This is a genomic window from Crystallibacter permensis (genome assembly GCF_025960875.1).
GTDB classification, from domain to species: domain Bacteria; phylum Actinomycetota; class Actinomycetes; order Actinomycetales; family Micrococcaceae; genus Crystallibacter; species Crystallibacter permensis.
Genome location: NZ_JAODLR010000016.1, coordinates 56,639 through 68,959, shown reverse-complemented (window position 1 = coordinate 68,959; position 12,321 = coordinate 56,639). Strand labels below are relative to the sequence as shown.

Below are 12,321 nucleotides of genomic sequence, written 5' to 3'. Positions count from 1 at the left end.
TACCAAGGCGCAGGGCACCCGGGCCAGTGGATGTTGTGCCGCCTACGGGTCCGGGAGTCATTGGGGCGCTTGGACGCTGCGTTTCCCCGGCGCTGTCAGGAAGACCATGGACAGCACAACCAGGCCCATGCCGGCCATGCTCCAGAAGGTCTGGGGTTCTCCCAGGATGAGTATCGACAGCAGGATGCCGAATACCGGCACCAGGAAGGTCCACGCCGAAAGAGTGTCCAGGCGGCAGTGCTGGACCTCGGTAAACCAGGCGAGGAATGCCGCGGCGGTCCCCACGAGGGACACATACAGGAGAATGGCGACGAACCGTGCACTCCAATTAATGGCCGGGGCGCCCTCGGTCAGCCAGGCTGCCAGCGCCAGTACCAGACCACCGATCACGAAATGCCATCCGATCACAGGCAGGACGTTGGACTTCAGCTGCCGTGAAATAAGTGTTCCGGCGGTGATTGCCAGAGCCGAGGTCAGCGATAGCCATGCCCCGGTGCCCGCGCCACCGGGTGCGGCCACAGCCAGCAGTCCCGCAAAGCCAACACCGACCGCGGCCAGAGTCCTTGGCGAGATCCTTTCTTTGTAGATCCACCAGGCCGGAAGCACGATGAGCAACGGCTGGGCATTGGCCAGGACCGAAGCGGCCCCCGTTGAGAGCCCGACCAGGCCGCCGAACATGGCGCCGAAGGCCACCGACACGTTGACAACGCCCAGCACCGTTATCAGGAGCCAGGTCCGCCGTCCACGCGGCAACGGCGCGCGCCGCAGCCCCGCCACCGCGAGGAGGGCTCCGCCGGCGAGGAGTGCCCGCAATGCGGCGAACCACAGGACCGGCGCGTCCTCCAGTCCTATATTGATGGCCAGGAAACACGATCCCCAGGCAAAGGTGATCCAGAGCATGCGCAACGGCTTCGGTCGCCGTAAGGGGTTTCCGGGTCCGGCCGGGCTCGCGGCTACGCCTTTGTCACGGTTACGCATGGGAGCACCGTGGTTGCCGCCGTTGGAAGGGAGACGGGACGAAGGGCGGTCAGAGAGTTCCATGAACGTTCGTGCTCACCTCCTCCGGTCAGGATCATCAGGATACGCGAAGCGGAGCCAGTGACCCGGCGGGTACCGTCCCGCTGCGGGCCGCCCGTAAGGCCGGCCAAGGGGTGGCCGGGGGCGGCAGTTGTGGCTCCGCCCCCCGGAGCGCCTGCAGCAAGTACAGCAGCCATTTACGAGAACCCGGAGTGGCTGCCGGAGGCTGGCGGCCGCACCGGGCGCTACCGGGTGTCCGGGCCGTGCGGCCGGTTCGGTCCGGGACTGGTTTTGTTCGGCCTCAGCCGCGGTATGAAGGCCGGCACCCGGCGGGCATAGTCGAGGTAATCGTCTCCGAATCCGGCTGTCATGTCCTTTTCTTCGCGTTTGGCCAGCCGGTGGTAGACCACCACGAGGATCGGAAACATGATCAGTGTCAGGATGGTGGGCCACTGCAGCAGGAAGCCGAACATGATGGTCAGGAATCCCAGGTACTGGGGGTGGCGCATACGGGCGTAGATGCCGGTGACCGCCAGCCGGTGTTCCCGCTGGGCTGCATACAGGATCCGCCACGCCTGGTAGAGCAGGATGAAGCCGGCGAAGATGAGCACGTTGCTCAGCAGGTGCAGGGGGTTCAGGTGCGGGTCGCCCTGCCAGCCGAACAGGTCCTGCCACAGGTGACCGGAATTGTGGGTCAGCAGGTTCAGGTCCGGGAACCGGCTGCCCAGCCAGCCGGACAGGAAATAGATGGTCAGCGGGAACCCGTACATCTCGGTAAACAGGGCGATCACGAAGGCGGAGAACCCGCCGAAGGCCCGCCAGTCCGGTTTCGTCCGGGGTTTGACAAAACTGAACGCAAAGATAATGAAGATGGCCGAGTTCAGGATCACCAGGAACCAGAGGTTGTACCCGTAATCATCCGGCATCGTCCGTCCTCCCGGTAGTGTTGCCGTGGCCGCCGTGGCCGCCGTGGCCGAACAGGTGCATCCCCAGCATTCCCACCACGAGGACGTAGGGCAGGGCGTCGAGTACGTGCAGCCAGTGGCTGGTCAGCAGGTAGATCACGGCAATGACAATCAGGAAGGCCAGCCCGGCGCGCACAGACAGGGCCCGCCTGTCCGGACCTGGCTGCTGCGGAGGCGGCGGGCCGGGCCGGTGGCCGGCCGGGTGTTCGTTATGGTTCACCGGTCGCCGCGCAGGGCGGACACGTTTTCGGCGAGGAAGTCCTGCCGCATGCCCAGGGTTGAGTCGGTGATCTTCATGGAGTCCGCCGCGTCGGGCGCGGTTTCGGTCAGGGCGCGGATGGCGTCGATGGTTTCGGGTACGACGATGGCCTCGTTGTAGACCTGGTAGGTCAGGTAGGCCTCGTCGCCCTGGACCGTGACGAGGTCCTCCCAGACGGCGACTTCCCACATGTCCCCGCGGGGCCGGCCGAGGTCCTTCATCAGTTCGATGGTCGAGTTCAGGGCGACGAGTCCGTCGGCCATCCGGATGAACGCGATGCGCGGCGCGGTGCGCAGGGCCGCGAGGACTTCCTCCCTGCTGGCCGGGCGGGTGAGCTGCAGCGTCCAGTAGTGGTTATGGGTCTGGGTGTGGGCGCCTTTGGCCGCGATGGTCACCAGGTCCAGGCCGGGCAGGACGGTCTGGGCGTCAGGCCCCTGATGGGAAGGGATTTTAGATTCCGGGACCATGGTGTTCATGATCCCGCCCAGGTGCGACTCCCAGGGGTCGGTCGCGCGGCGGATCAGAACGCCGCGGGCCTTGGCCAGCAGCCCGGCGTCCTGCAGCGCGCCAAGGACACGGACAATGCTGGTGGTATTGCAGGAGACCACGCGGGTCATGTCCCGTCCCAGCGCGCTCTCATAGTTGGCCTGGGCCACGAACGAGTGCCCCGTGGTCTCGTGGGATTCTCCGCCCTGCAGCACAACTTTCACGCCTGCGGCCCGGTAGCGGGGCAGGTTCTCTGCTGCCACGTGTTTGGGTGTCGTGTCGGCAATGACGTCCACCTGCCCCAGGAGGTCCTCCAGTGAGCCCGCGACGGGAAGCCCGGCCTGAAGCATCGCTTGCCGGGCCTCGTCTGTGGACGCGAACAGCGGGAACCTTCCCGCAGCGGACTGGATCCGCCAGTCGGTGACGATGTCGGCGATGCCGATCAGTTCCATGTCCGGCTGCAGTGCGACTGCGTCCGCTACGCGTTTGCCGATGACGCCGTATCCGTTGACGGCCACTCTGGTCTTGCTCATGGGCTTGTCCTTCCTGATTGTGGTTGCGTTGTTGGTTTTGTGGTTGGTGCCGGCCCGGACAGTCCCGGCGTTGAAGCTACGGGGAAAGTCTTTTCGTCGCCGCCGGCGAGCAGCGCGTAGTTTCCCGCGACGCCGATGCGGACCGGGGGCGCGGTGCAGGGCTGCAGCCGGATCCGGAGGTGTTCCGGGCCCAGGTGCACGTCGATGCGGTGCCCCCGGTACTGGAACTGGAATCCGGTTGTTCCCAGGTGGGCGGGCAGCCGGGGAGCGAAGGTCAGGGCGTCGGCCTCGATTTGTAGGCCGGCAAAGGAGCGGATAACAATGTCGACCGTCCCGGACATCGCGCCCAGGTGGATTCCCTCACGCGTGGTGCCGCCCTGGGTGTCGTCCAGATCGGCGATCAGGGCTTCGCGGAAGACCTGCCAGGCCCGGGATGCGTCAAACCGGGAGAGCACCGAGGCGTGCACTACGCGGCTGAGCGTGGAACCTTCTGCCGTGCGGGAGAGGTAGTAATTTACCGTGCGTTCCAGGTCCTCTTCGGTGACCGGATAGCCGAGCCGGCGCAGCTGGCCGGTCACGCCGGCGGGCCCGAGAAGATAGAGGAGCATCAGCACGTCGGCCTGTTTGGCCAGTTTGTACCGGTTGGTGTCGTCGTTTTCGGCTTCGAGGATCAGATCCAGGCGCCCGATGTTGCCGTACCTGGCGCGGTAACGCGGCCAGTCCAGTTCGAGCAGGTCCTCGTACCCGTCGAACTGGCTGATGACCCCGTCAGCATGGAAAGCGACGGCGAGCCTGGAACCGAGCCGGGACCAGCGGCTGATCTCCTCCGGACTGATGTGCAGCCGGTCGGCGACATCGTCGCCGGGGTGGCCTGCCAGTTCCCGCAGCACGTCGGCCGCGCGGTCGCAGAGCCAGGAGAGCAGGACGTTGGTGTAGGCGTTATCGCGCAGGCCGGTCCCGGGCGCGTCGGGGTAGCCGTCGTGGTACTCGTCCGGTCCCATCACGCCGGCGATGTGGTATCTGTCCCCGGCCGGGTCGAAGGTGGCCAGGGAGGCGAACATCCTGGTCACTTCGATGATCAGTTCCGCCCCGCGGGATGCCAGCCAGTCCCGGTCGCCGGTGGCCTGGAAGTGCTGCCAGGCGTTGTAGGCGACGGCGAGTCCGACGTGGCGCTGGCGGCTGGAGTTATCCGGCATCCACCGGGCCGAGCGGGGGTTGTACAGTTGGCGGGGCGTCTCCTCCCGGCCGTCGCTGCCGCTCTGCCAGGGGAAGAGCGCGCCGTTCAGGCCTTCGGTGCGGGCGGCGGCCCGCGCGGCGTCCAGCCGGCGCCAGCGGTACTCCAGCAACGCCCGGCTGACCTCCGGCAGGCGCAGCCCGATCACGGGCAGGACGAACAGTTCGTCCCAGAACACATGTCCGCGGTAGCCTTCCCCGTGCAGGCCCCGGGCCGGCACCCCGGCGTCCAGGACGGCGCTGTGCCCGGAGATGGCCTGCAGCAGGTGGAACACGTGCAGGTTGAGCACCAGCTGTGACTGCCGGTCCGCGTCAAGGTCAATCCCGAACCGGTCCCATAGCCGCCGCCAGGCCGCCTCATGGTCCTCCAGCAGCACACCGAAGCCGGTATCGTGGCGGGCAAGCTCCGCCAGGGCTCCAGCCGCGGGAGCGGAGATGGCATGATCCCGGGAGGTGGCCAGGGCCACGGTCCTGGTCATGGTGACGGGCTGCCCGTCGGCCAGCCGGAGGTCGAACTGCCGCCGGTACCGTGCGTTACCGTTTTCGGCACCGCGGGAGGTGACCGCTGCAGCGCCGTTGAACCCGGTCCGGACGGCGAGGGCGATCCGTATCCGGCTCTGGGTGGTCTCGACCTCGCACAGGACGGTGCTGCTGTCCGTCTCGGTGAACGTGGCGTCCGCCAGGTGCCCCTGGCCGGTGCCGACGTAGGCGCGGACGTTGGTGTTGGCCACCTGTGCGTCGATGCCCGCCTGGACGCTGAGGGTGCCGGTGAAGCCGCGGGCCGTCAGCGTGGTTTCCAGGGCCGCCAGGTGGTGGCGGTGCATGGAGACCAGCCGCCGCTGCACCACGGACAGCTGCCCGCCTTCGGGGCCGGTGAGGGTGGCGCGGCGGGTGAGCACGCCGCGGCGCAGGTCGAGTTCGCTTCGTTCTTCCGTGACGTCGAGGTCGCCGGTTGACCACCAGGGCCCGTCGCCGATGCGGACGTCGACCGGCAGCCAGTTGGGGACGTTGACCAGGTGTTCTTCTTCCAGTTCGCGGCCGTGGATGATGCCCGCAGTCCGGTTGTAGACCCCGGCCAGGTAGGTCCCGGGATAGTGGGTCCCGTCATCGTTGCGCTCCGGGCGGGCACCGCGCGTGGCCATGTACCCGTTGCCCAGGGCGGTCAGGGCCTCCCGGTGGCCCTCGTGCGCCGGGTCGAATCCTTCGTAGACCAGCGTCCAGGGGTCGGTGCGTGAAGCACCCAGATCCAGCTGGCCGACGTCGCCCAGGACGACGTCGGCCCCCGCCAGTTCCAGCTGCTCCCGGTGACCGGTGCGGTCGATGCCGACCACCAGTCCGAAGCCGCCGCGGCGGCCCGCCTGCACGCCGGAGACGGCATCCTCGATGACCGCGGCACGCTCCGGCGGCACGCCGAGCCGGCGGGCGGCTTCGAGGAACATCGCCGGATCCGGCTTGCCGGGCAAACCCTGATCCTCGGCGGTCTGGCCGTCGATGATCACGTCGAATGCCGGTTCGAGGCCCGCCGCCTTCAGGAGGGCAGCAGCGTTGCGGCTGGCCGTGACCAGGCCCACGGGAATACCCGCCTCGCGGAGCCGTTCCAGCAGCGCGACAGTCCCGGGATAGGCGCTGACCCCGTCCCGGGCCAGTGCCGTGAGGAACAGGTCATTCTTGCGCGACCCCAGTCCGGCAACCGTCCAGGCTTCCGGCCGGTCACCGGGGGAACCTTCGGACAGGTGCAGCCCGCGGGAGGCCAGGAAGGCGCGGATGCCGTCTTCGCGCTTCCGGCCGTCCACATAAAGCCGGTAGTCCGCATCGGCGTCGAACGGTGGGGTGTCCGCTCCTGTGCCGGACCGCGGGTCGGCCAGGACGGAATCGAACAGCTCCTTCCAGGCCGCCGCATGTACGACGGCTGTCCGGGTGACGACTCCGTCCATATCGAAGAGCACAGCATCAAAGGGCAATAGGGTGCGGTGCCCGGAGGCCTGGGACGGGTGTAGTCCGCCGGGATGAACGGGGGACATGCTAAACCGGTTCCTCTCGCGCTTCATCGGCCGGTCGGTTGGCCGGCCCGGGCACGGCGGCCCATTGCCAGTTCCTGATTTCGGGCATGTCCTCGCCGTGGGTCCGGATGTACTGGCGGTGCTCGATCAGCTTGTTTTTCAGCTCCTCGCGCACGTGCGCCGCGATGTCCTTCAGGCGCGGCACCCGGTCGATGACGTCGATGGCCAGGCTGAACCGGTCGATCTGGTTGAGCACGCACATATCGAACGGTGTCGTGGTCGTGCCTTCCTCCTTGTACCCGCGGACGTGGAAGTTGCCGTGGTTGGTGCGCCGGTAGGTGAGCCGGTGGATCAGCCACGGGTAGCCGTGGTAGGCGAAGATGACCGGCTTGTCCGTGGTGAACAGGGCGTCGAACTCACGGTTGGCCAGGCCGTGCGGATTTTCGGCGTCGTCCTGCAGCCGCATCAGGTCCACGACGTTGACCACCCGGATCTTCAGGTCCGGGAAGCGGGAGCGCAGGATGTCCACGGCGGCCAGGGTTTCCATGGTCGGCACGTCCCCGGCGCACCCCATCACCACGTCCGGTTCGGTGCCGGCATCCGTGCTGGCCCAGTCCCAGATGCCGATGCCCTTGGTGCAGTGCACGATGGCGTCGTCCATGTCCAGATACTGCAGCTGCGGCTGCTTGCCGGCCACGATCACGTTGACGTACTGGCGGCTGCGCAGGCAGTGGTCGGCGACGGACAGCAGCGTGTTCGCGTCCGGCGGCAGGTACACGCGGATCACCTCGGACTTCTTGTTGATCACGTGGTCGATGAAGCCCGGATCCTGATGGGAGAAGCCGTTGTGGTCCTGTCGCCAGACGTGGGAGGTCAGCAGATAATTAAGGGAAGCGACCGGCCGGCGCCAGGAGATGCCGTTGGCGGTATCCAGCCACTTGGCGTGCTGGTTGAACATGGAGTCCACGATGTGGATGAAGGCCTCGTAGCAGGAGAAGAGCCCGTGCCGGCCGGTGAGCAGGTAGCCTTCCAGCCAGCCCTGGCAGGTGTGCTCGGAGAGGATCTCCATCACCCGGCCATCACGGGCGAGACGGTCATCCTCCTCGACGGTCCGGGCGTTCCAGGCCCGGTCCGTGGCTTCCAGCACGGCGCCGAGCCGGTTCGAATTGTTCTCATCCGGGGCGAAGACCCTGAAGTTGTCCATGTTGGCGGCCATGACGTCCCGCAGCATTTCACCGAGCACACGGGTGGCCTCCACCGCCCCGGTGCCCGGCTCGGACACCGGCACCGCGTAGTCGCGGAAGTCGGGCATCCGCAGGTCCTTCAGCAGGACACCGCCGTTGGCGTGCGGGCTGGCGCTCATCCGCCGTGCCCCTTCCGGGTGCAGGGCGCGGACCGCTTCGACCGGGGCACCGGAGTCGTCGAAAAGTTCCTCCGGGCGGTAGCTGCGCAGCCAGTCCTCCAGGACCTGCCGGTGGCTCTCGTTTTCCCGTGCGGCGCTGAAGGGCACCTGGTGGGAGCGCCAGGAGCCTTCGACCTTCTGCCCGTCGACTTCGGCCGGTCCCGTCCATCCCTTGGGGGAGCGAAGCACGATCATCGGCCAACGCGGGCGTTCGGTCCGGCCCTCGTCCCGGGCACGGCGGCGGATTTCCCGGATCTCGTCAAGGCAGGCGTCCAGGGTCCGGGCGAAGTCCTGGTGCATCTGGTCCGGGTCTTCGCCCTCAACGTAGTAGGGGGTGTGGCCGTAGCCGCGCAGCAGCCCCTCCAGTTCGTCCCGGTCCATGCGGGCCAGGACCGTGGGATTGGCGATCTTGTAGCCGTTCAGGTGCAGGATCGGCAGCACGGCCCCGTCACGTGCCGGGTTCATGAACTTGTTGGAGTGCCAGCTCGCCGCCAGCGGCCCGGTTTCGGCTTCCCCATCTCCCACAACCGCCGCGACGATCAGGTCCGGGTTGTCGAAGGCCGCCCCGTAGGCGTGGGAGAGGGCATACCCCAGCTCCCCGCCTTCATGGATGGATCCGGGGGTTTCCGGGGCGACGTGGCTGGGAATGCCTCCCGGGAAGGAGAACTGTTTGAACAGCCGTTTCATCCCCGCCAGGTCCTGGGATACATCGGGATAGGTCTCGCTGTAGGTACCTTCAAGCCACCCGGCGGCGACCGGGCCCGGCCCGCCGTGTCCCGGGCCCATGACGTACATCATGTCCAGGTCCCGCTCCATGATGACCCGGTTCAAATGGGCGTAAATGAAGTTCAGTCCCGGAGTGGTGCCCCAATGCCCCAGCAGCCGCGGCTTAACATGCTCCGGCCGCAGCGGTTCCCGCAGCAGCGGGTTGTCCATCAGATAAATCTGCCCCACGGACAGATAGTTTGCCGCCCGCCACCAGGCGTGGATGCGCTGAAGCTGATCGGGCGTCAGTACGCAATCCTTCTCGGACAGTTCCTGAGTGTGGTTCATGGATGTAGCTGCCTTTCGCTTTCGTCATGACGGTCGTAATCTGAACCGCTGTATCTACTTCGCGCCGGTGGGTTGGGGTGCGGGCGCGGCTTCGGCGACCTGGCCCATGGCCTCTCCCGGCTCCGGCAGGTCCAGCCGCTTCAAGAGCAGGGCGTTGACCGCGACGATGACACTGGAACCGGACATCGAAATGGCGGCGATTTCCGGGCTGAGCATGATGCCGAGTGAGGGGTAGAAGACGCCGGCGGCGATCGGCAGAGCGATGACGTTGTAGCCGATGGCCCAGCCCAGGTTCTGGCGCATCTTGCGCACGGTGCCCTTGCCGATGCGCAATGCTGTGGGCACGTCCAGCGGATCAGAGCGCATGAGCACCACGTCTGCGGTTTCGATGGCCACGTCGGTGCCGGCACCGATGGCGATGCCGAGGTCGGCCTGGGCGAGGGCGGGAGCGTCGTTGACGCCGTCGCCGACCATGGCGACCCGTTTACCCGCCTTCTGAAGTTCGGTTACCTTCGCGGATTTATCCTCCGGGAGCACCTCGGCGATGACCGTGTCGATGCCCAGCTGGGCGGCGATGCGCCTGGCGGTGGCCTCGTTGTCGCCGGTGAGCATGACAACCTCGATCCCGGCCTCGTGCAGGGCCGCCACGGCGGGGGCAGCGGTCTCGCGGGCGGCATCGGCCAAGGCGATGACACCGGCGGCCCTGCCGTCCACGGCCACTAACACCGCGGTGCGGCCGGTGGAGGCGAGGGTTTCACGCTGCTCGGCGATGGGGGCAATATCAACGCCTTCGGCAATCATGAGCTTTCGGTTCCCCACCAGGACCCTGCGCCCGTCCACGGTGGCACCGGCACCGTGTCCGGGGACATTCCGGAAGGAACTGGCGTCCAGCGAGGACACGCCCCGAGCCACGGCGTAGTTGACGACGGCGCCGGCCAGGGGGTGCTCGGATTCGCGTTCCACTGCGGCGACGAGGGCCAGAAGTTCATCCTCGCCGATGCCGTGGGCGATGAAATCGGTGACTTCCGGTTCGCCCTTGGTCAGGGTGCCGGTCTTGTCAAGAATTACGGTATCGATGCGGGCGGAGGTTTCCAGTGCCGTGGCATTCTTGAACAGCACGCCGCGTTTGGCGCCCAACCCGGTGCCGACCATGATCGCGGTCGGAGTGGCCAGACCGAGGGCGTCAGGGCAAGTGATGACCACCACGGTGATGGCGAACAGGATGGCCTGGGCCACACTGGCGCCAGCGAGCCACCAGGCCAGGAACGTCGCCGAGCCGCCGATCAGGGCGACGAACACGAGCCAGAACGCGGCCCGGTCCGCCAGCCGCTGCCCGGGTGCCTTGGAGTTCTGGGCCTCCTGCACCAGGGCGACGATCTGTGCCAGGGCGGTGTCGGCGCCGACTTTGGTGGCCCGGACACGGAGCGTACCGGTGGTATTCACCGAAGCGCCGATCACCTCAGAGCCGGCGGATTTGGCGACCGGCAGGCTTTCCCCGGTGACCATGGACTCATCGATCTCGGATTCGCCCTCTTCGACGACACCGTCGGTGGGGATCTTCGATCCCGGACGGACCAGCATCAAATCCCCGGGCATCACCTCGGCGGTCGGGACTTCCACCGGTTCCCCGTCGCGAATGACCAGGGCCATCGAGGGTGCGAGTTCGAGCAGCGTACGGACGGCGTCGTTGGCGCCGCCCCGTGCCCGCATTTCAAACCAGTGGCCCAGCAGCACGAAGGTGGCCAGGACGGTGGCCGCTTCGTAGAACACTTCGCCGCCACCGGTCAGCGTGACGATGAGGCTGTAAAGCCAGCCGGCTCCGACGCCGACGGCGACCAGGACCATCATGTCCAGGGTGCGGGCCTTCAACGCCCGGTAGGCGCCGTCAAAGAAGATCCAAGCCGAGTAAAAGATCACCGGCAGGGACAGGATGAGCGCGAAGACGTCGTCGCGCAGGCCGAACGGGGCCGGGACCGTGAAGCCGAGGACGTCGCGCCCGATAGGCGACCAGAGGGTGATGGGTATTGACAGCAGAGCCGCCAGGAGAAAGCGGTTGCGCATGTCACGGATCATGGACTCCATCGACATGCCGTGCCCGCCATGCCCGCCGTGGCCCATGACTTCCTGCGCGTCCCGGACCGCGGCCTTGCCGTGCCCGGCGTGCTCCCCGTGCTCCCCGTGGGAGACCTGAGCTTCCTGAACCGTGATGTTCTCCGTGCCGCCCGGTGCCGCGGGTTCCTTCAGCGCCGTCGTTCCGTGTCCTGAATGGCTTTCGTGCCCTGCATGGTCTTCGTGCATGGGGTCGCAGATGTGCTCCGGCACGGATTGGCCGGCGCAGTGGTAGCCGCACTCACGCACCCACCGGGTCAGTTCCGCGACCGAAGTCCGGTCCGGGTCGAAAGTGACGTTGGCGGTCTGGGCCACAGGATTGGTCTCCACGCTGAGCACGCCCGGTCTGCGGGACAGCACGGATTCGCTGACCGACTTGGACGAGGCCCAGTGGACACCGGATACCTCCATGACCGCGGTTTGGGTTTTTTGATTCACGGGTATTTGTTCCTCTCGGAATTGACGTTGCTCAAGCGATGCGGAAGTTCCAGCTCAGCGTGATCGCACGCCGGGAACATGCGGTGGCGGAAGGACCTGATCCGCTGGTGCCCGGCAAAATGGATCAGGTCAAAGTTGTCCTAAACGCGGCTGGTGGAAAGCTGAAGAAGGCAGACGGGTTTCGCGTGCGTCTTTGATGTGTCAGCCGTAGCAGCCGGCGGACCCGCCACCATGAAGGTGGGGCTGAAATCGGGTCTGTCCGACAAGGACTCCGTCAACACCGCAGGGGCTATGCCAGTGGAGCACTTGGCTTCCTGGCCGTCGCTGTGTGGGCAATGGTCAGAGGGCGCCAAGCTGTCGGGAAGGACTGAGGCAGAGACGTTCGCCGCAGCGGTGTTGTCATTGGAGAGGCGGTGGCCGTGGTCCGGGGAATCTGAACCCGCCGGCGCGGGCGGTTCGAGTTGAGCGCCCCATCCGGAGGCTTCGGACCATTGGCCTGGATTCATGGGGAAGCCGATGCTCACGGCGGTAAGAACGGCGAGCAGGGTAAGTGCCGCCAGCCACGCGGACAAGGGGGAGCGAAGGCATCGGCGCCGTGCTCCAGGCATAGTGCTTACCCCCTGATCTTCGATCTGAAAGTCCCGCCGGGGCAAGCCCCAAGTCCGAGCATACATGCGCACTCAGGGCTTTGAGCTTTTGTTTCCAACGATCCGCCGTGCGTCCCGGTCTTTGCCATATGGCGGCAGGAGGCAGGGGGAGGAGGAGGGAATCCGGGGGATGTGTCTTCGCCGGCACTTTCACTGTGACGGGTCAGCCTTGCCGGCCC

The 12,321-nt window shown here is 66.8% G+C and carries 7 protein-coding genes; all 7 read right to left on the bottom strand.

Annotated elements, in window-relative coordinates:
* Positions 1-57: 57 nt before the first annotated feature.
* The 7 genes from B0G38_RS16735 to B0G38_RS16705 all read right to left on the bottom strand — a co-directional run bounded on the left by B0G38_RS16735 (position 58) and on the right by B0G38_RS16705 (position 11,495).
* Entirely contained in the window at positions 58-900 is an 843-nt protein-coding gene (locus B0G38_RS16735) for a DMT family transporter (protein WP_264670459.1), read from the bottom strand.
* 362 nt (positions 901-1,262) lie between these two features.
* Positions 1,263-1,943 (bottom strand): methyltransferase family protein, encoded by a 681-nt coding sequence (locus tag B0G38_RS16730; RefSeq protein ID WP_264670458.1) that lies wholly within the window; start codon positions 1,941-1,943, stop codon positions 1,263-1,265.
* Positions 1,933-2,202 (bottom strand): DUF2933 domain-containing protein, encoded by a 270-nt coding sequence (locus B0G38_RS16725; protein WP_264670457.1) that lies wholly within the window; start codon positions 2,200-2,202, stop codon positions 1,933-1,935. The genes B0G38_RS16730 and B0G38_RS16725 overlap by 11 nt, the downstream gene beginning before the upstream one ends.
* A complete protein-coding gene (locus tag B0G38_RS16720) occupies positions 2,199-3,260 on the bottom strand; it encodes a type II glyceraldehyde-3-phosphate dehydrogenase (RefSeq protein WP_071416369.1) in 1,062 nt (353 codons plus the stop codon). Before B0G38_RS16720 ends, B0G38_RS16725 begins: the two co-directional genes overlap by 4 nt.
* On the bottom strand, positions 3,257-6,514 hold the full coding sequence (locus B0G38_RS16715; protein WP_264670456.1) for a beta-phosphoglucomutase family hydrolase: 3,258 nt from the start codon (positions 6,512-6,514) through the stop codon (positions 3,257-3,259). Before B0G38_RS16715 ends, B0G38_RS16720 begins: the two co-directional genes overlap by 4 nt.
* Position 6,515: 1 nt before the next feature.
* Positions 6,516-8,948: a phosphoketolase family protein gene (locus tag B0G38_RS16710; protein ID WP_264670455.1), complete on the bottom strand. Its 2,433-nt coding sequence runs from the start codon at positions 8,946-8,948 to the stop codon at positions 6,516-6,518.
* A gap of 54 nt (positions 8,949-9,002) precedes the next feature.
* Positions 9,003-11,495: a heavy metal translocating P-type ATPase gene (locus B0G38_RS16705; protein WP_264670454.1), complete on the bottom strand. Its 2,493-nt coding sequence runs from the start codon at positions 11,493-11,495 to the stop codon at positions 9,003-9,005.
* Between the last annotated feature and the right edge of the window lie 826 nt (positions 11,496-12,321).

Excerpts from the sequence above, each read along its gene's own strand:
- B0G38_RS16735 (WP_264670459.1), bottom strand. The coding sequence starts at position 900 with ATGCTCTGGATCACCTTTGCCTGGGGATCGTGTTTCCTGGCCATCAAT.
- B0G38_RS16730 (WP_264670458.1), bottom strand. The coding sequence starts at position 1,943 with ATGCCGGATGATTACGGGTACAACCTCTGGTTCCTGGTGATCCTGAAC.
- B0G38_RS16720 (WP_071416369.1), bottom strand. The coding sequence starts at position 3,260 with ATGAGCAAGACCAGAGTGGCCGTCAACGGATACGGCGTCATCGGCAAA.
- B0G38_RS16715 (WP_264670456.1), bottom strand. The coding sequence starts at position 6,514 with ATGTCCCCCGTTCATCCCGGCGGACTACACCCGTCCCAGGCCTCCGGG.
- B0G38_RS16710 (WP_264670455.1), bottom strand. The coding sequence starts at position 8,948 with ATGAACCACACTCAGGAACTGTCCGAGAAGGATTGCGTACTGACGCCC.